Origin of the sequence: Burkholderia sp. E168m15 (assembly GCF_016586105.1) — a bacterium.
GTDB lineage: Bacteria > Pseudomonadota > Gammaproteobacteria > Burkholderiales > Burkholderiaceae > Burkholderia > Burkholderia orbicola.
The window spans coordinates 37,536-55,516 of record NZ_BCPO01000015.1 but is presented as its reverse complement, the minus strand read 5'-3'; the positions used below and the strand labels follow the sequence as shown (position 1 = coordinate 55,516).

General features: G+C 67.0%; 18 protein-coding genes and 1 pseudogene. 10 read left to right on the top strand and 9 right to left on the bottom strand.

The annotated features are described in order from the left end of the window. Positions 1-1,231: aminopeptidase P family N-terminal domain-containing protein (locus tag JMF86_RS02145; RefSeq protein WP_201316687.1), on the bottom strand; the 1,231-nt coding region annotated here is incomplete at its 3' end. A gap of 18 nt (positions 1,232-1,249) precedes the next feature. Continuing rightward, the gene (locus tag JMF86_RS02140) at positions 1,250-1,504 is read right to left on the bottom strand and encodes a hypothetical protein (RefSeq protein WP_006477062.1); all 255 of its coding nucleotides are present in this window, start codon (positions 1,502-1,504) and stop codon (positions 1,250-1,252) included. 171 nt (positions 1,505-1,675) lie between these two features. On the opposite strand from JMF86_RS02140, the gene JMF86_RS02135 reads away from it, so the two are divergent. From JMF86_RS02135 to JMF86_RS02105, 7 genes are all read left to right on the top strand, one after another. After that, positions 1,676-2,440: a response regulator transcription factor gene (locus JMF86_RS02135; protein ID WP_011546546.1), complete on the top strand. Its 765-nt coding sequence runs from the start codon at positions 1,676-1,678 to the stop codon at positions 2,438-2,440. Positions 2,441-2,466: 26 nt separating this feature from the next. After that, positions 2,467-3,765, top strand: a complete 1,299-nt coding sequence (gene hemA, locus JMF86_RS02130; protein WP_006477063.1) for a glutamyl-tRNA reductase — start codon at positions 2,467-2,469, stop codon at positions 3,763-3,765. 93 nt (positions 3,766-3,858) lie between these two features. Beyond that, a complete protein-coding gene (gene prfA, locus JMF86_RS02125) occupies positions 3,859-4,941 on the top strand; it encodes a peptide chain release factor 1 (protein ID WP_006477064.1) in 1,083 nt (360 codons plus the stop codon). Positions 4,942-4,948: 7 nt separating this feature from the next. Then, complete coding sequence (prmC, locus tag JMF86_RS02120; RefSeq protein WP_054928318.1) at positions 4,949-5,791, top strand: peptide chain release factor N(5)-glutamine methyltransferase; 843 nt, start codon at positions 4,949-4,951, stop codon at positions 5,789-5,791. Positions 5,792-5,858: 67 nt separating this feature from the next. Further along, entirely contained in the window at positions 5,859-6,170 is a 312-nt protein-coding gene (gene grxD, locus JMF86_RS02115) for a Grx4 family monothiol glutaredoxin (RefSeq protein WP_006477066.1), read from the top strand. Positions 6,171-6,193: 23 nt separating this feature from the next. After that, positions 6,194-6,790, top strand: a complete 597-nt coding sequence (locus tag JMF86_RS02110) for a UbiX family flavin prenyltransferase (protein ID WP_006477067.1) — start codon at positions 6,194-6,196, stop codon at positions 6,788-6,790. Positions 6,791-6,992: 202 nt separating this feature from the next. Continuing rightward, complete coding sequence (locus JMF86_RS02105; protein WP_054928317.1) at positions 6,993-7,784, top strand: class III extradiol ring-cleavage dioxygenase; 792 nt, start codon at positions 6,993-6,995, stop codon at positions 7,782-7,784. A 111-nt stretch (positions 7,785-7,895) separates the two neighbouring features. Here the strand turns inward: JMF86_RS02105 and JMF86_RS02100 are convergent, their stop codons facing one another. Next, positions 7,896-9,494 carry an APC family permease gene (locus tag JMF86_RS02100; protein WP_011546550.1) on the bottom strand — a complete coding sequence of 533 codons (1,599 nt, stop codon included), beginning with the start codon at positions 9,492-9,494 and terminating at the stop codon, positions 7,896-7,898. A gap of 419 nt (positions 9,495-9,913) precedes the next feature. Between JMF86_RS02100 and JMF86_RS02095 the strand changes: the two genes are divergently transcribed. After that, on the top strand, positions 9,914-10,117 hold the full coding sequence (locus JMF86_RS02095; RefSeq protein WP_006477070.1) for a cold-shock protein: 204 nt from the start codon (positions 9,914-9,916) through the stop codon (positions 10,115-10,117). Between the two features lie 103 nt (positions 10,118-10,220). Here JMF86_RS02095 and JMF86_RS02090 read toward each other — a convergent pair whose 3' ends face one another. From JMF86_RS02090 to JMF86_RS02080, 3 genes are all read right to left on the bottom strand, one after another. Continuing rightward, positions 10,221-11,471, bottom strand: coding sequence for an Hsp70 family protein (locus JMF86_RS02090; RefSeq protein ID WP_053524791.1), 1,251 nt, complete (start codon positions 11,469-11,471; stop codon positions 10,221-10,223). A gap of 206 nt (positions 11,472-11,677) precedes the next feature. Next, positions 11,678-12,283: a nitroreductase family protein gene (locus JMF86_RS02085; RefSeq protein WP_011546552.1), complete on the bottom strand. Its 606-nt coding sequence runs from the start codon at positions 12,281-12,283 to the stop codon at positions 11,678-11,680. A gap of 157 nt (positions 12,284-12,440) precedes the next feature. Further along, positions 12,441-13,724 (bottom strand): MFS transporter, encoded by a 1,284-nt coding sequence (locus JMF86_RS02080; protein ID WP_011694131.1) that lies wholly within the window; start codon positions 13,722-13,724, stop codon positions 12,441-12,443. Positions 13,725-13,943: 219 nt separating this feature from the next. Between JMF86_RS02080 and JMF86_RS02075 the strand changes: the two genes are divergently transcribed. Both JMF86_RS02075 and JMF86_RS02070 read left to right on the top strand, forming a co-directional pair. Beyond that, positions 13,944-14,564, top strand: coding sequence for a TetR/AcrR family transcriptional regulator (locus tag JMF86_RS02075; RefSeq protein WP_011546554.1), 621 nt, complete (start codon positions 13,944-13,946; stop codon positions 14,562-14,564). Positions 14,565-14,641: 77 nt separating this feature from the next. Continuing rightward, the gene (locus JMF86_RS02070; RefSeq protein WP_006477075.1) at positions 14,642-15,214 is read left to right on the top strand and encodes a DUF1415 domain-containing protein; all 573 of its coding nucleotides are present in this window, start codon (positions 14,642-14,644) and stop codon (positions 15,212-15,214) included. Between the two features lie 39 nt (positions 15,215-15,253). Here the strand turns inward: JMF86_RS02070 and JMF86_RS02065 are convergent, their stop codons facing one another. The 3 genes and pseudogenes from JMF86_RS02065 to JMF86_RS02055 all read right to left on the bottom strand — a co-directional run bounded on the left by JMF86_RS02065 (position 15,254) and on the right by JMF86_RS02055 (position 17,826). Continuing rightward, positions 15,254-16,144, bottom strand: coding sequence for an SAM-dependent methyltransferase (locus JMF86_RS02065; protein ID WP_011546555.1), 891 nt, complete (start codon positions 16,142-16,144; stop codon positions 15,254-15,256). Positions 16,145-16,233: 89 nt separating this feature from the next. Further along, positions 16,234-17,367 (bottom strand): class I SAM-dependent methyltransferase, encoded by a 1,134-nt coding sequence (locus JMF86_RS02060; protein ID WP_054928316.1) that lies wholly within the window; start codon positions 17,365-17,367, stop codon positions 16,234-16,236. Between the two features lie 136 nt (positions 17,368-17,503). Beyond that, positions 17,504-17,826, bottom strand: a pseudogene (locus tag JMF86_RS02055) (YegP family protein). Positions 17,827-17,981: the final 155 nt, after the last annotated feature.

The window sequence follows — 17,981 nt, the reverse complement described above, 5'->3', positions numbered from 1 at the left end:
TGTACTGGCCGCCCGAATCGATCAGCAGCAGGCCATCGCCGGCGATCGTCGCGTGCGACTCGCGCGTCGCGTGGTAGTGCGGCATCGCGCCGTTCGCGTTGAAGCCGGCGATCGTCGCGAAGCTCGCCGACACATAGCCGGGGCGTCGGGCGCGCGCGGCCGTGAGCTTTTCCTCGATCGTCAGCTCGGTGATCGTCTCGCGGTTCACCGCCTGTTCGAACCACGCGAAGAATTCCGCGAGCGCGGCGCCGTCGTGCTCCATCGTCACGCGCACGTGCTCGATCTCGGCGGACGTCTTGCGCGACTTCGCGAACGTCGACGGATTCACGGCCTCGACGAGCTTCACGCCGGCCGGCACGGCCTCGAGCGTGCCGAACGTCACGCGGCGCGGGTCGATCAGCAGCGTCGCGCCGTCGGGCAGCGCCGCGAGCGACGCGCGCGCGGCGTCGTAGGCGCGGACGTCGACGCCATCCTGTGCGAGCGACGCGGCCAGCGCAGGCGGCACCTTGCCGTCGGCGACGAACAGCGTCGCGCGCTCGGCGCCGATCATTGCGTGCGCAACGAACACCGGATTGAAGTTGACGTCGGCGCCGCGCAGGTTGAACAGCCATGCGAGATCGTCGAGCGTCGACACGAAATGCCACTGCGCGCCGTGCGCGTGCATCGCGCGGCGCACCTCGGCCAGCTTGCTCGCGCGCGTCGTGTCGGCCTGCGGCGCCACGTGCTCGAACACCGCGTCGCCGGGCAGCCCCGGCCGCTCGGGCCAGATCGCGTCGAGCAGGTCGACGTCGGTACGCAGCGCGATGCCGCGCGCGCTCAGCGCGGCCGTCAGCCCGCGTGCGGCCGCGACGCCGAGCACCGCGCCGTCGACCCCGACCGTCGCGCCGGCCGCCACGTTCTGCGCGAGCCAGTCGACGTGCGGTGCGCTCTGCTGCCCGCCCGTCATCTTCATCAGCTGCACGCCCGTGCCCGCCAGCTCGGCGTCGGCCTGCACCCAGTAGCGGCTGTCGACCCACAACCCCGCGAAATCCGCGGTCACGACCAGCGTGCCGACCGAGCCCGTGAAGCCGGACAGCCAGCGGCGCGCCTGCCAGCGTTCGGGCAGGTATTCGGACAGATGAGGATCGGCGGACGGCACGAGATAAGCGGCCAGGTTCTCGCGGACCATGGCGTCGCGCAACAGCGCGAGACGGGCCGGCACCGGCGAGACTTCGGGGAGACGGGCATTCATGATTTCACCTGAGAGCATTCAGCGACGGGCCGACAGCGCGACCGTCACGGCTACGGCGAGGAACGCGACGCCGGTGCAGACCGGCCATTCGAGCGTCTCGCCATCGTAAAACAGTCCCGAGAGATTGCCGACCATGCGGGCGGCGGCCGCGCCCACGATGCCGACGAGCACCGCGATCCACCACGCGGGCCGGCCCGTGCGCCGCATCGGATGCAGCCAGCGGCCGAACAGCCCGACGGCCGCTCCCAGGACAAGGATTCCAAACCAGTTCATTCGACGCCTTCTATAAATTCAGATTCGTCCCATAGGCGTGAACGTTACCAGCGGCTAGCATCGATTCATCCATCGAACCCGAGACCAGCCGGGCGCCGCGAACATTCGAGTGTAGGGGCCGACTCGACGTTATGGCAAGCGCACACCGGCTGCCATATTGAAGAAATTCTCATGCGAATCGCTCTGATCGATCCGGAGTCGCGTCATACCGCACTCCTGAACCGCCTGCTCTTCGCGGGCGGTCACGTGTGCCACGCATTTCCGTCCGGCGCCGCATTCTTCGAGTGGCTCGCCGCCGACAACACCTGCGACATGCTGGTCACCGGCCACTGGGCCGGCGACCAGCCGGCGCAGGAAGTCATTCCGCGCGCGCAGGCGGTCCTGCCCGGGTTGCCCGCCATCGCCGTGATGCAGTCGGCGCGCGAAAGCGAAATCGTCTCGTGCCTGCACGCGGGCGCCGACGATTGTCTCGTGCGGCCCGTGAGCGGGCCCGAGCTGCTCGCGCGCGTCAATGCGCTGAGCCGGCGCGCCGGCGTCCGGCGGCTGCCCACCCGCTCGCGCGAAATGTATGGCGAATACACGTTCGACGCCACGCATTGCCTCGTCCGTTTCGGCGACGCAATCGTTTCACTCACGCCGAAGGAGTTCCGTTTCGCACAGTTGCTGTTCACGAACCTGTCGCGGCCCGTATCGCGCGCCCATATCCTCGAAACGGTATGGGCGCGCCGCCGCGACATGAAGTCGCGCACGCTCGACACGCATGCGTCCCGGCTGCGCAGCAAATTGCAGTTGCTTCCGGAGCGCGGCTACCGGCTGTTGCCGCTCTATGGCTTCGGCTACCAGCTCGACCGCGTGCCGATCGAGCCCCCAAATTCGCGGCCCCGCCACGCCGATGCCCGGTATGCCGCGAGTGAGGAAATCGCTGAAACGCTATAATATGGGCCTAAACGATAGCCCTCGATATGCAACTCCTCACGATCGGAATCAACCACCACACTGCGCCTGTCGCCCTGCGCGAACGCGTGGCGTTTCCGCTCGAGCAAATCAAGCCGGCTCTCGTCACGTTCAAGAACGTGTTTCTCGGCCCGCAGGCGCCCAATACGCCCGAGGCGGCGATCCTCTCCACCTGCAACCGCACCGAGCTGTATTGCGCGACCGACGATCGTGCTGCCCGTGAAGGCGCGGTCCGCTGGCTGTCGGAATATCACCGGATTCCGGTCGACGAACTCGCGCCGCACGTCTATGCACTGCCGCAGTCGGAAGCGGTCCGGCACGCGTTTCGCGTCGCGTCCGGCCTCGATTCGATGGTGCTCGGCGAAACCCAGATTCTGGGCCAGATGAAGGATGCCGTTCGCACCGCGACCGAAGCGGGCGCGCTCGGCACTTATCTGAACCAGCTGTTCCAGCGTACGTTCGCGGTGGCGAAGGAAGTGCGCGGCACGACCGAAATCGGCACGCAGTCGGTGTCGATGGCCGCGGCTGCGGTGCGCCTCGCGCAGCGGATCTTCGAAAAGGTGTCGGATCAGCGCGTGCTGTTCATCGGCGCGGGCGAAATGATCGAGCTGTGCGCGACGCACTTCGCCGCGCAAGGCCCGCGCGAACTGGTCGTCGCGAACCGCACGGCCGAACGCGGCCAGCGGCTCGCCGAACGCTTCAACGGCCGCGCGATGCCGCTGGCCGACCTGCCCACCCGCATGCACGAATTCGACATCATCGTGTCGTGCACCGCGTCGACGCTGCCGATCATCGGTCTCGGCGCGGTCGAGCGCGCGGTGAAGGCGCGCCGCCACCGGCCGATCTTCATGGTCGACCTCGCGGTGCCGCGCGACATCGAGCCCGAAGTCGGCAAGCTGAAGGACGTGTTCCTGTACACCGTCGACGATCTCGGCGCGATCGTGCGCGAAGGCAACGCATCGCGCCAGGCCGCGGTCGCCCAGGCCGAGGCGATCATCGAGACGCGCGTGCAGAATTTCATGCAATGGCTCGACACGCGCAGCGTCGTGCCGGTGATCCGTCACATGCACACGCAGGCCGACGCATTGCGCCGGGCCGAAGTCGAAAAGGCGCAGAAGCTGCTCGCGCGCGGTGACGATCCGGCCGCCGTGCTCGAAGCGCTGTCGCAGGCGCTGACCAACAAGCTGATCCACGGCCCGACGAGCGCGCTCAACCGCGTCAACGGCGCCGATCGCGATTCGCTGATCGACCTGATGCGCGGCTTCTACCAGCACGCGCCGCGCTCGAACGACCAGTCCGGCCACTAGCGCCGCCCGGTCGCCCTGCCGCCGGCCGCGCATTGTCCTGCCGCCGGCCTATCCTTTCCGAATACCCCTTGCCCGGGAGCGCCGCTCCACACCATGAAGACGAGCATGCAACGCAAGCTCGACCAGCTGTCCACACGGCTGGCCGAACTGAACGACCTGCTGAGCCGCGAAAACGTCACGGCCGACCTCGACCAGTACCGCAAGCTGACGCGCGAACATGCGGAACTCGGCCCGGTCGTCGAACAATACGCGTTATGGCGCCAGTCGCGCAGCGACGAAACGGCCGCGCAGGAGCTGCTGGCCGATCCGTCGATGCGCGATTTCGCGGAAGACGAAATCCGCAGCGCGCGCGAGGGCATGGCGCGCCTCGAGACCGAGCTGCAGAAGATGCTGCTGCCGAAGGACCCGAACGACGACCGCAACATCTTCCTCGAAATCCGCGCGGGCACGGGCGGCGACGAATCGGCGCTATTCGCGGGCGACCTGCTGCGCATGTACCTGCGCTTCGCGGAACGCCAGCGCTGGCAGGTCGAAATGATGTCGGAGAGCGCGTCGGATCTCGGCGGCTACAAGGAAGTGATCGTGCGGATCGCGGGCCAGGGTGCGTATTCGCGCCTGAAGTTCGAATCGGGCGGCCATCGCGTGCAGCGCGTGCCGGCCACCGAGACGCAGGGGCGCATCCATACGTCCGCGTGCACGGTCGCCGTGATGCCGGAAGCCGACGAGATCGGCGAGGTCGAGATCAATCCGGCCGACCTGCGGATCGACACGTTCCGCGCGTCCGGCGCGGGCGGTCAGCACATCAACAAGACCGATTCGGCGGTGCGCGTCACGCACATCCCGACCGGGATCGTCGTCGAATGCCAGGACGACCGCTCGCAGCACAAGAACAAGGATCGCGCGCTGAAGGTGCTCGCCGCGCGCATCAAGGACAAGCAGTATCACGAGCAGCACGCGAAGGAAGCCGCGACGCGCAAGAGCCTGATCGGCTCCGGCGACCGCTCGGAGCGCATCCGCACGTACAACTTCCCGCAGGGCCGGATGACCGACCACCGGATCAACCTGACGCTGTACCGGCTCGAGGCGATCATGGACGGCGATCTCGACGAACTGATCGGCGCGCTCGTCACCGAGCACCAGGCCGAGTTGCTCGCGTCGCTCGGCGAAGCCGACTAAGGCCACGATGTCCGACACCACCGCCGACGCCCTGCTGCGCGCCTCGCCGCTCGACCCGGTCGATGCACGCGTGCTGCTCGCGCACGCGCTCGGCTGGACCCGCACGCAACTGATCACGCGCGGCGACGCGCCGCTCGACGCCGCCGCGGTCGAACGCTACCGCGCGCTCGAAGCGCGCCGCGTCGCCGGCGAGCCCATCGCGCAGCTGGTGGGGATGCGCGAGTTCTTCGGCCGCCCGTTCGACGTGACGCCCGACGTGCTGATCCCGCGCCCCGAAACCGAACTGCTCGTCGAAGCCGCGCTCGATGCGATCGACGGGCTGCCGCACGCGGCCGTGCTCGATCTCGGCACCGGCAGCGGCGCGATCGCCGTGTCGATCGCGGCCGAGCGCCCCGATGCGCGCGTCTGGGCGCTCGACCGTTCGCCGGCCGCGCTCGCGGTCGCGCAACGCAACGCCGACAAGCTGCTCGACGCGCACCGCCCCGGCGGCCCGCTGCACTGGCTGCAGAGTGACTGGTACGCGGCGCTCGATCCCGCGCTCGGGTTCGACGCGATCGTCAGCAACCCGCCGTACATCGCGCAGCACGATCCGCACCTCGCGCAAGGCGATCTGCGTTTCGAGCCGCGCGGCGCGCTCACCGACGGCGCCGATGGCCTCAGCGCGATCCGCGCGATCGTCGCGGGCGCCGGCGCCTATCTGAAACCGGGCGGCACGCTGTGGATCGAGCACGGCTACGACCAGGCCGAAGCCGTCCGCGCGATACTGGCGTCGCACGGCTTCGTCGCGGTCGAATCGCTCGCCGATCTCGCCGCCATCGAACGCACGACCGGCGGCCGCCTGCCGGGCTGATGCCCGGCCCGCCCGGTTGAAATCCGCTATCATTTCGATCTAACGCCCCGCAAACGCAAGGTCAGTCATGGACACCCAACAACGTATCAAGCAAATCGTCGACGAAAACCAGGTCGTGCTCTTCATGAAGGGCAACGCGCAATTCCCGATGTGCGGCTTCTCGGGCCGCGCCGTGCAGGTGCTGAAGGCCTGCGGCGTCGACCAGTTCAAGACGGTCAACGTGCTCGAGGACGACGAAATCCGCCAGGGCATCAAGGCATTCTCGAACTGGCCGACCATCCCGCAGCTGTACGTGAAGGGCGAATTCATCGGCGGCTCGGACATCATGATGGAGATGTACCAGTCGGGCGAACTGCAGCAACTGTTCGCCGCCGCGTAACACGCGGCACCCGCCCCCTTTCGATGGCATCTCCCAGCGCGCCGCCGCGCCGGCTGATCGTCGCGATCACCGGCGCCACCGGCGTGATCTACGGTGTGCGGCTGCTCGATCTGCTGCGCGCCGCCGGCGGCGTCGAAACGCATCTGCTGATTTCGAACGCCGGTTGGCTCAACATCCAGCATGAACTGAAGCTGCCGAAGGCCGATGTCGAAAGCCGTGCGGACGTCGTGCATTCGGTGCGCGACGTCGGCGCGACGATCGCGTCGGGCTCGTTCGCGACCGACGGCATGGTGATCGCGCCCTGCTCGATGAAGACGCTCGCGAGCGTCGCGCACGGGCTGTCCGACAACCTGATCACCCGCGCGGCCGACGTCACGCTGAAGGAACGCCGCCGTCTCGTGCTGATGGTGCGCGAGACGCCGTTCAATCTCGCGCATCTGCGCAACATGACCGCCGTCACCGAAATGGGCGGCATCGTCTTTCCGCCGCTGCCCGCGTTCTACGCGATGCCGAAGACGATCGAGGAACTCGTCGACCAGACCGTCACGCGCGTCCTCGACCTGTTCGCCCTCAGCGCGCCGCTCACGACGCCGTGGCCCGGCATCCGCCACGCGCAGTAAGCCACGCCTCTTCTGCGCGGATCTCCACCGATTCGCGCAGCAACTCCTTCCATTTCACGCCTTCTGATGCGACTCGGCATCCGAAAGCCAGCCTTCGCCGCTATTATCAACAAACAAGCGTCAATCAAATTCCGTAGCGTCGATTTATCAATGCACGGTACACGCCTATAGTCACAGGCAAATCCTTTTGCAGGTCACCACCATGAACCGCTTGCCTTCGCTGTACCTGTCCCACGGCGCCCCGACGCTGCCGATCGACCCGGCGCTGCCGTCCGGCGCGTTCACGCACCTCGGCGCCGAGCTGCCGCGCCCACGCGCGGTGCTGATGCTGTCCGCGCACTGGGGCACGCAACGACCGGTCGCGAGCGTCGCCGCGCATCCGGACACGATTCACGACTTCTACGGTTTCCCGCAGGCGCTGTACGACATCCGCTATCCGGCGCCGGGCGCACCCGACGTCGCCGAGCGCGCGGCCGCGCTGCTGAACGCGGCGGGCATCGCGACCGCGACGACCGAACACGGTCTCGATCATGGCGCATGGGTGCCGATGCTGCTGATGTTTCCGGAAGCCGACGTGCCGGTCGCGCAACTGTCGATCCAGCCGCGCGCGGATGCCGCACATCACTTCGCGCTCGGCCGCGCGCTGCGACCGCTGCGCGACGAAGGCGTGATGGTGATCGGCTCGGGCCAGATCACGCACAACCTGCGCGCCGCCGATTTCGGCGCGGCGCCCGAGGATGCGGACCCGCGCGTCGCGGAATTCACCGACTGGTTCGAGGCGAAACTGGCCGCCCGCGACGTCGACGCGCTGCTCGACTACCGCCGGCAGGCGCCGCACGCGGCGCTGATGCATCCGACCGACGAACATTTGCTGCCGGTCTTCACGGCGCTCGGCGCGGCGGACGACGACTACCAACTCGGCATCCAGTCGCTCGGCACCTATCAGCGCGTGCTCGCGATGACGAACTACGTGTTCGCGAGCGCCAGCGCCTGAGCCTGGACGGCGGCGCCGCCGCCGGGCCAACAAAAAGCCCGCCCGGGCCATGCCCGGGCGGGCTTTTTTCACTGCATCCTGCCGCCGCCGAATCCGGCGGCAGGTCAGGCGTCAGGCACCGATCCCTTCGAGGATCTCGTCGTGCGACTCGCGCTCGTCGAGATACTGGGTCCGGTAACCGGTATTCACGCCCCAGAAGTAGAACACCAGCGAGATCGCCGCGACGATCAGCATGTCCCAGCCGTACGGCAGGTAGCCATGACCGCCGAACTCCTTGCTGCCGATCAGCGACAGCACGGCCATCGTCGGCAGGTACGCGACCAGCCACCATGCGGCCTTCAGGTCGGCGCCCCAGCCGGTCCAGCCCGACTTCGCCTGGAAGTAGAAATACACCGGCAGCGCGACGATCATCAGCAGGATGATTTCGCCCGTCAGCGGCCACTTCGCCCAGTACAGGATCAGCGAGGCGCACACGAACGCGAACGGGGCGATCAGCTTCATCAGCGGAATCGACAGCGGACGCTCGATGTCGGTCGCCGAACGGCGCAGCGCCATCAGGCTGATCGGGCCGGTCAGGTACGAGATCACCGTCGCGACCGAGATCACCGCCGCGAGCGAGCTCCAGCCGCGGAAGAAGAACAGGAACACGAACGACACGAGCAGGTTGAACCACATCGCCTGGCGCGGCACGCCGTAGATCGGATGCACGTTGCCGAACATCTTCGGCATCGTGTTGTTGCGCTCCATTGCATAGATCATGCGGGTGGTCGTCGCCATGTAGGTCGTACCGGTGCCGCTCGGGCTGATGAACGCGTCGACGTACAGCAGGATCGCGAGCCAGTTCAGGTTCAGCGCGATCGCGAGTTCCGCGAACGGCGACGAGAAGTTGAAGTGCGCCCAGCCCTTCGCGACGTCGGCCGGATTCACCGAACCGATATAGGCCATTTGCAGCAGCACGTAGATCACGAGCGCCAGCAGGATCGACGTGATCACCGCGAACGGCACGCTGCGCGACGGATTGCGCGCTTCACCGGCCAGGTTCACCGGGCTCTGGAAGCCGTTGAACGCGAACACGATGCCGCTCGTCGCGACCGCGGTCAGCACGGCCGACCAGCCGTACGGCGCGAAGCTCGCATTCGATGCGACGCCGAGGTTCTCCGAGTGGAAGCTCGTCAGCATCAGGCCGAGGATCGTGAGGCCGGGGATCAGGAACTTGAAGATCGTGATCGCGGTGTTCGCCCGCGCGAAGGCCTTCACACCCCAGTAGTTCAGCATGAAGTAGACGACGACCAGCACGGCCGACAGCAGCAGGCCGAGGGTCTGCAATTCGCCGTTCACGAACAACGCGTGCGCCCACGGATACGGCCACGTGCTCATGTACTGGATCGACGCTTCGGCCTCGATCGGAATCACGGATACGATCGCGATCCAGTTGGCCCATGCACTGATGAAGCCCACCAGCGAACCGTGCGAGTAGCGCGCGTAACGCACCATGCCGCCCGACTCGGGGAACATCGCGCCCAGTTCCGCATACGTCAGCGCAATCGCCAGAATCACGACGGCGCCGATGATCCAGGCGCAGATCGCCGCCGGACCGGCGATCTTCGCGGCTTTCCAGGCACCGAACAGCCAGCCCGAGCCGATAATCGAACCCAGCCCCGTCAGCATCAATGCAAACGGGCCGATGTTCCGTTGAATAGAACTCTTCACATCCTCTCCTGTGTCTCAAAAAGCATGGTCGGCCTGCAGTCCGGGATCGGCTCGGACAGCACCGCGCACGCATTCTTGGGGGGAGGGTCACCCGATCGGGGCAACCCGTCCACGCGGCGCGTAGTTTAACGGTTGCACCTCGAACGTGGCGCCAAAATCGATCGCCCCCTACAAAAAATTCGCATCGCTTGCAAGCTTTGTAAACCAGATATCCGCAATAACCCTGAGAGCATGGGAATACGGTTGACCGTCAGACGGATTAGCCGTATAAAGGACTTCGCAGGATTTCAAGTGGCGAGTGAATTGGTTCTTTCGTAGTTCGCCCATCAACGGTACTCCGGTTGGTCCTATTACCCCTTCCTTGATTTTCCGCACCCCATGGGCTTCGGCCCCGTTTTATCTTTTTAGGAACAAGTAACATGGCAACCGGTACCGTCAAGTGGTTCAATGACGCAAAGGGCTTCGGCTTCATCACCCCGGAAGGCGGCGGCGACGATCTGTTCGCGCACTTCTCGGAAATCCGCGTCGAAGGCTTCAAGACGCTGCAAGAAAACCAGAAGGTTGAATTCGAAGTGAAGACGGGCCCGAAGGGTCTGCAAGCTGCGAACATCCGTCCGGTCTAAGCTGGCGCGATCATTCGTGTAAAAAAGCCCCGCTTCGGCGGGGCTTTTTGTTTTTGGGCGTTGGTCGTCCGCCCGGCATGACGACCTTTCAGCCGCCCGCCATTCAGCCGAACAATCGCTGCGCGTGAATGCCGAGACCCGTCGCGACACTCGCGAGGCGATCGCCGAACACCGGCTGCGCATCCGGGAACGCGCCGGCAAGCGCGCCCGACAGGAACGCGAGCCCCGTCGAACCGCCGGTGAAATACAGCGCCCCGACATCGCGCGGCGCCACGCCCGCGAGCCGCACCGTTTCGCGCGCGGCATCGACGATGCGTGCGGTATCGTCCCGACTCGCGTCGACGAGACGATCGGCGTCGAACGCGATCAGCAGATCCTCTTCCACGTCGTTCAGGTCGATCATCGTCTCCCCGCCCGCCGCGACGCCGATCTTCGCTTCTTCCGCGCGCGCCATCAGCGCATGCCCGAGCCGCTGCTCGACCACGCTCGTGAGCCGGTCGTACTGCCGCACGTCCTGGTACAGGTGCTTCATCAGCTTGAGCTCGCCGACGCGCTTCGGCGTGTAGACGGTGTTGATCAGGTGCCAGGTCGCGAGATCGAAATAGATCTTGTTCGGCAGCTCGCGCCCTTCCGGGTCGAGCGAACGGTAGCCGAATGCGGGCAGGATCGCCGCCAGCTCGACCCGCCGGTCGTAGTCGGTGCCCGCGACGTGCACGCCGTGGTGCGCCAGCACGTCGTCCTTGCGCTCGAGGCGCGCCATCCGTTCCGGCCCGACGCGCACCAGCGAGAAGTCGGACGTGCCGCCGCCGATGTCGGCGACGAGTACCAGACGCTCGGCCGGCTGGCGCGACTCGTAGTCGAACGCGGCGGCGATCGGTTCGTACTGGAAGTGAACGTCCGCGAAGCCGACCGATCGCGCGGCCGCCTCGAGCTGATCCTGCGCGAGACGGTCGGCGCGCGGATCGTCGTCGACGAAGAACACCGGCCGGCCGAGCACCGCGCGGCCGATCGGCGCGCGTGCGCGCGCTTCGGCCTTGCGTTTCAGGTGCGTCAGGAAGCGCGCGATGATTTCGGTGTACGCGATCGCACTGCCGTCGCCGAGATCGGTGGTCGTTTCCGCGAGCGGCGAGCCGAGGATGCTCTTCATTGAGCGCATCAGCCGGCCGTCGAAACCGTCGATATAGGAAGCCAGCGCCGCCCGGCCGTATTCGACCGTCTCTTCGTCGTTGTTGAAGAAGATCGCGGTGGGCAGCGTCAGGTGGTCGCCCTCGACGGGCGCGAGGCGCATGCCATCGCCGTCGGGCAGCGCCACGGCGGAATTGGACGTGCCGAAATCGATCGCGCAGTAAGTCATGGGAAATTGCCGCAGCAGGGCCGGCGCGAAAACGGAAAGGACGGGCTTTTTAACATGAAGCCCGCGCGATCACAACCGGGGCCGGCCACCGGTGCCGCGCAACGGGCGCCGGTGGCGACGGCGCGCGGCGTGGCGACGGCGCGCGGCGTGGCGCACCGGGAACATGCGCGGACAGGATGCGCGATGCAGCCTGCCCGCCTGCGGAGTCAGGCTGCCGCGTCGAAGCTCTTTTTCCACGCACCCGCGTAGACGACTTCGCCGATCGCATGGCGCGTGCGCGGTGCCTTTTCGCGATCGCGCAGCACGGGGTCGAGCTTGTCGACGTTGCCGTAGTGGCCGAGCGAGATGATCGACGCGATCGCGACGTCCGCCGGAATCGCGAACGCGTCGCGGAACGCCTTCGCGTCGAACCCGCTCATCTGGTGCGCGGCGAGGCCGAGCGCGTGCGCCTGCAGCACCAGCGACATCGCGGCGGCGCCGGCGTCGTACAGCGCGGTCGGCGCCGGCTCGCCCTTCGGCGTGAGCGTGTGCGCGGTGACCGCGATCAGCACCGGCGCCGGTGCATTCCAGCCCTGGTTGAACGGCACCAGCGTCGCGAACGCGCGTTTGAACGCGTCTTCATCCTGGGTGCGATCGAATACGATGAAACGCCACGGTTGCGCGTTGTACGCGGACGGGGCCCAGCGTGCCGCTTCGAGCACCGCGTGAAGATCGCCGGCGCTGACGGCTTCATCCGAATACGCGCGCGGGCTCCAGCGGCCCGCGATCAGATCGTGAATCGAAACAGTGGTGGGAGCAGGTTTGACAGACATGCGGTTCCTCGCTGACATCGATGAAGGGGCGCGAACGCCCGGCAAACCGCAAGCATACCCGCTTGAGCGACGGCGCGCCCGATCCTGCCGCGCTATGCAAATCTCCGTGCGTGCAATGGCCGGCCGCAGCGTGGGCGGCCGGTCGGACGCGCCCCGATCAGGCTGCCTGCGCCGCCGCGCGCGACGGGCCGCGGTTGATCCGCAGCACGATCAGCGCCCCGATGATGCACAGCCCGCCCGAGATCATCGACGCGATCGTATAGGTGCCGAGACTCGCGCGCAGCAGCCCCGCGCCGAGCGCCGCGAATGCCGCGCCGAGCTGGTGGCCGGCCACGATCCAGCCGAACACGACCGGCGCCGCGGCCTTGCCGAACACGTCGGTCGCGAGCCGCACGGTGGGCGGCACGGTTGCGATCCAATCGAGCCCGTAGAACATCGCGAACAGCGGCAGCCCGAAGAAGTCGATCCCGAACGCATGCGGCAGATAGATCAGCGACAGCCCGCGCAGCCCGTAATACCAGAACAGCAGCACGCGGTTGTCGTAACGGTCCGACAACCATCCCGACAGTGTCGTGCCGAACAGGTCGAAGATGCCCATCGCCGCGAGCAGCGACGCGCCCTGCACTTCGGTCATCCCGTAGTCGCTGCACATCGCGATCAGGTGCGTGCCGACATAGCCGTTGGTGCTCGCGCCGCAGATGAAGAAGCTGAAGAACAGCAGCCAGAAATCGCGCGAGCGGCTCGCCATCAGCAGCGTGCGGAACGCGACCGCGAGCGGGTTCTCCTTGGTCGCGTCGGGCGCGGGCGGCGCATCGGCCGGCTCGCCGTACGGGCGCAACCGCACGTCGGCCGGCCGCTCGGGCAGCAGGAACGCGACGAGCGGAATCACGATCGCGGCCGCCACCGCGACGACCAACACGACCGGCCGCCAGCCGTGGCGCTGCGCGATCGCCGCGAGCATCGGCAGGAACACGAGCTGGCCGGTGGCCGTGCTCGCGGTCAGGATGCCCATCACGAGGCCGCGCCGCGCATGGAACCAGCGCGTGACGAAGGTCGCGGACAGCGTCAGCGCGACGACGCCCGTCGAGCAGCCGACCATCAGCCCCCAGATCACGACCATCTGCCAGCTCTGCGTCATCATCGACGACAGCGCGACGCCCGCGCTCATCGTCACCAGCGCGGTGAGGATCGTCGGGCGCAGCCCGAAGCGCTGCATCGCGGCAGCCGCGAACGGGCCCGTCAGACCATACAGCGCGATGTTCACCGAAATCGCCAGCGAAATCGCCGCGCGGCTCCAGCCGAGCTCGCGTTCGAGCGGCACCATCAGCACGCTCGGCGTCGCGCGCGTGCCGGCTGCCGCCAGCAGGATCAGGAATACCACCGCCGCCGCGAGCCATCCGTAATGGAAGCGCCCTCTGATTCGTGTCACTGCCCAGTTCATCTTCGCGTTCTCCAGTTGGCGGTTGCGGTGCCATCGCACCTGCCCCGCCCCGACCAGGCCACCTCCGCCGCGCATTTCAACATCGGCTGACCCGGGCCGACGCTTGGCATTCGTCTGTTGATCCGGCCGCGATTGTTACCGACCGGTCACAAGTGTGTTGCGATCGTAGTTACCAGTCGGTAACATGTCAAGCAATCCATTACGTAGTCGAGGGTCATCATGTCGGGCATCGAGGTCGCCAAACCGCCGGCGCGGCGCACACGCCGGCCGATCGACGGCGCGACCGCGCAGGAGCACCTGCTGCGTGCCGCCGAGGAGCTGTTTTACAAGGAAGGCGTGCGCACGGTCGGCGTCGAGGCGGTGGTGGAACGCGCGGGCGTCAACAAGATGAGCCTGTACCGGCAGTTCTCGTCGAAGGACGAGCTGATCCTCGCGTATCTGGAACGCATGGACGCGTGCTTCTTCGAGCGGCTCGACACGAGCGCCGCGAAGCATCCGGGGCAGCCGAAGGCGCAGTTGATCCAGTACTTCGTCGATCTCGCCGAGCGCGCGACGCAAAAGGACTATCGCGGCTGCCCGTTCGTCAACGTCGCCGCCGAATTCCCGGATGCGTCGCACCCGGCGCGCGAACGCGTCGCGCAGAACAAGGAACAGCTGATGAAACGGCTCGTCGCGCTGTGCGAAGGCGCCGGCGCACGGCAGCCGAAGGCGCTCGCCGATGCGCTCGCGCTGGTGGTCGAAGGCATCTACGCGGCGAGCCAGACCTACCGGCACGGCGAAACGCCGATCGGCAGCGCGCCCGCGCTCGTCACGCAGTTGATCGAAGCCGCCTGCGCGTGACGGGCCGCGCGGGTTCGTCTGCGGCGCGCCCCGCTACAATGCAGCCCTCATAGCCCTTCCGCCCGACTGGTATCACGATGACCGACACCCGCCCCGACTCGCACGACGACATCCTCGCCGCCACGCGGCACTGGCTCGCGCGCGCGGTGATCGGGCTCAATCTGTGCCCGTTCGCGAAAAGCGTCTACGTGAAGGAACAGGTGCGCTACGCGATCAGCGAAGCGACGACCCTGGAGGACGCGCTCGCCGAACTCGAAACCGAGCTGCGCTTGCTCGACGCGGCGGACCCGCAGCAGATCGATACGACGCTCGTGATCTACCCGCATGCGTTCGCCGATTTCGTCGACTACAACGATGCGCTGTTCTTCGCCGAGCGGCTCGTTCAGCAATTGCGGCTCGACGGCGTGCTGCAGATCGCGAGCTTCCATCCGCAATACCAGTTCGACGGCACCGAACCCGACGACATCGAGAACTACACGAACCGCGCGCCGTATCCGATCCTGCACCTGCTGCGCGAGGACAGCATCGCGCGCGCGGTCGACGCGTTCCCGGACGCGTCCGCGATCTACGAAAAGAATCAGGAAACGCTGCGCCGCCTCGGCCACGAAGGCTGGCGCGAATGGATGCGCCGGCCGGGCGACGACGTGTGACGTGTGCCGCGCGGGCGCCATGCCCGCGCACCCGCGCCGTCAGCCTTCGGCCGGCTCGACGGCGGCGTCGCCCGCCGCAGCGGCTTGCGCGACGAAGAAGCGCTCGTTCAGCTCGGCGAGCCCGAACATCCCGAGGATCTCGTTGAGCCGCTCGCCGGGCTTGCGGCGCGGCAGGTTCTTGTACTGCGCGATGATCAGCTCGTTCTTCATCGAATGCTCCCAGCCGACCAGCTCGGTCACGCTGACCTGGTAGCCGTGCGCCTCGAGCTGCAGGCAGCGCAGCACGTTGGTGATCTGGCTGCCGAATTCGCGCGTATGCAGCGGGTGCCGCCACACCTCGGTCAGCGCATTCGCGAGCGACTTGCCCTTGTTCTTGCGCAGCACGCCCGCGACTTCCGCCTGACAGCACGGCACCAGCACGATGTGCTGCGCGCGCTTCGCGAGCGCAAAGCGGATCGCGTCGTCGGTCGCCGTGTCGCACGCGTGCAGCGCGGTGACGACGTCGACCGTGTCGGGCAGTTGCGGTGACGTGATCGAATCGGCGACCGACAGGTTCAGGAACGACATGCCGCCGAACCCGAGCCGCGCGGCGAGCTCGGTCGAGCGCGTGACGAGTTCCTCGCGCGTCTCGATGCCGTACACGTGCGACGCGAACGCCGGCGTGCCGTGCCCCGGCTGCTGCTTGAAGAACAGGTCGTACAGGATGAAGCCGAGATACGACTTGCCGGCACCGTGATCGACGAGCGTCACGTGGCCTTTGTCGGCCTGCACGCCGGCGAGCAGCGGCTCGATGAACTGGAACAGGTGATAGACCTGCTTCAGCTTGCGGCGACTGTCCTGGTTCAGCTTGCCGTCGCGGGTGAGGATGTGCAGTTCCTTCAGCAGCTCGACGGACTGCTCCGGGCGGATTTCGTGGGTCTTGTTCGACATCGTGAAGCGCCGCCGGGCCACGGTCGGTCGACCACGGCCCGGCGGCGGAAATTCGTGAGGAATGGCGACAGTTTACCGAAAATACGCGGTCAGGCCCGGGCGCCGAGCCGCCACAGCGACGTGACCTCGGCGCGACGCGCCGCATGCAGCGGATCGTCGGCGTCCGTCGACTTCGGGTGCGCGGGCCGGATGTCGTCGCGGCCGAGCACGACGAGGCCGGCTTCGTCGATCCATTGCAGCAGGATTTCGCGCGGCCGCAGGCCGAGATGCTCGGCGAAATCGGACAGGATCAGCCAGCCTTCACCGCCCGGCTCCAGGTGCGCGGCCAGCCCGGCTAGGAAACCGCGCAGCATGCGGCTGTCGGGATCGTAGACCGCGTATTCGATCGGCGCGCTCGGCCGGGCCGGCACCCACGGCGGATTGCAGACCACGAGCGGCGCCCGGCCGGCCGGAAACAGATCGGCCTCGACGATCTCGACCTGGCCCGCATGACCGAGCCGCGCGACGTTCTCGCGCGCACAGGCGAGCGCGCGCGAATCCTGGTCGGTCGCGACGATACGCTCGACGCCGCGCGACGCGAGCACCGCCGCGAGCACGCCGGTGCCCGTGCCGATATCGAACGCGAGCGACGTCGCCGGCAGCGGCGCACGCGCGACGAGCTCCACGTATTCGCCGCGCACCGGCGAAAACACGCCGTAGTGCGGATGGATCGGCGCGCCGCCGAGCGCCGGGATCGGCACGCCCTTCTTGCGCCACTCGTGCGCGCCGACGAGGCCAAGCAGTTCGCGCAGCGACACGACCGACGGCGCGCCGCCGGGACCGTACGCCTCCTCGCAGGCCGCACGCACGTCGGGCGCACGGCGCAGCGGGATCGTGTAATCGGCGTCGAGCGGGATCAGCAGCATGCCGAGCGTGCGGGCGCGCTGCGATTGCGCGAGACGATGCAGGTTGAATGCTTCGACGCCGGCCGCGGCTTTCGCCTTCTTCGGCTTGCGTTCGACACGGCGCGCCATCGCCTGCACGAGCTGGCGCGCATTCTGAAAGTCGCCCTGCCAGACGAGCGCGGTGCCCTCGCAGGCGAGACGGTAGGCCGCGTCGGCGGTGAGGCGGTCGTCGGCGGGCACCGCGCGCTTCAGCGGTTGCACGCCGGCTTCGGAGCGCCAGCGCACGGCATGATCGACGCCGTCGGCGTCGGTCCAGTGGAAAACGGGGGAATCGGTCACGCGAACTCGGTTACGGTTGGCTTCAGCGGCGGCGAGAATTCGCCGCGCGGACCACACCATACCGCGCTTTGCCCGACCCGGCAAAACGGGCGCCGCGACGGCCGCCCGAGAGCGTTCGCCGCGGCGCAATCGTCGATCAGCCGAGATCGACGGTTTCCGCAATGGGCGCATCGCGCTTGACGGCCGCGATGCCGTTCTCGCGGCCTTGCACGGTTTTGTACGTCTCGCTCGTGCCGATGATCTGATGGTTGGCTGCCTTCAGATTGAACATCGGTTCACCGTTGTGCGCTCGTAGCGCTCGTCGAGCGGCGCATTTTCCCGCACGGACGCGATCCCGTTCCTCGCGCCGCTTTTCTCCTCGTACCGCTCGCTCGCGAGGATGATCTCGCCGTTCGCCGACTTCAGGTGGAAGTAGTACTGGCCGTTCACGGCCTTCTTGAGCTCGAATTTTGCCGCCATGGATTTCCCCTAAAAGAATGTCCGACCCTCGGACATCGACAAGTGTAAGGGGACGCGCCGACCAAAATCGAGATTCCACGGAAATAAGCATTAAAGACTGTCAAATAGTGAATTTTCAGACACATTTGACCGACGTTGAATTCAGACCGAACGGC